We start from the raw sequence: 217 nt of genomic DNA on the forward strand, positions 1-217 counted from the left end.
CATCAACAGGACGATTAATGAGCTTTGTATCTAGCCCATTTTTAGCCGTGTTCAATCAAACCATCGTCGATTCAAAAATTTTCGAAGTATACGCTTCAGGTCCATCGTCTTCATTTACATTACGGTTCACATAAGGCGTTCCATTGGCTAAACTTTGTGCTAAATGTAGTTTTAAATAAGGTAAGCCCTTAGTATCTAAACGGCGACAAAAACGATT

At 37.8% G+C, this 217-nt stretch carries 1 pseudogene; it reads right to left on the reverse strand.

The features are described 5' to 3' along the window. Window positions 1-58: 58 nt before the first annotated feature. Window positions 59-217, reverse strand: a pseudogene (locus V6255_RS18700) (transcriptional regulator HexR); the annotation flags it as partial.

This window comes from Psychromonas arctica (assembly GCF_038155225.1).
In the GTDB taxonomy this organism is placed as follows: Bacteria; Pseudomonadota; Gammaproteobacteria; order Enterobacterales; family Psychromonadaceae; genus Psychromonas; species Psychromonas arctica_B.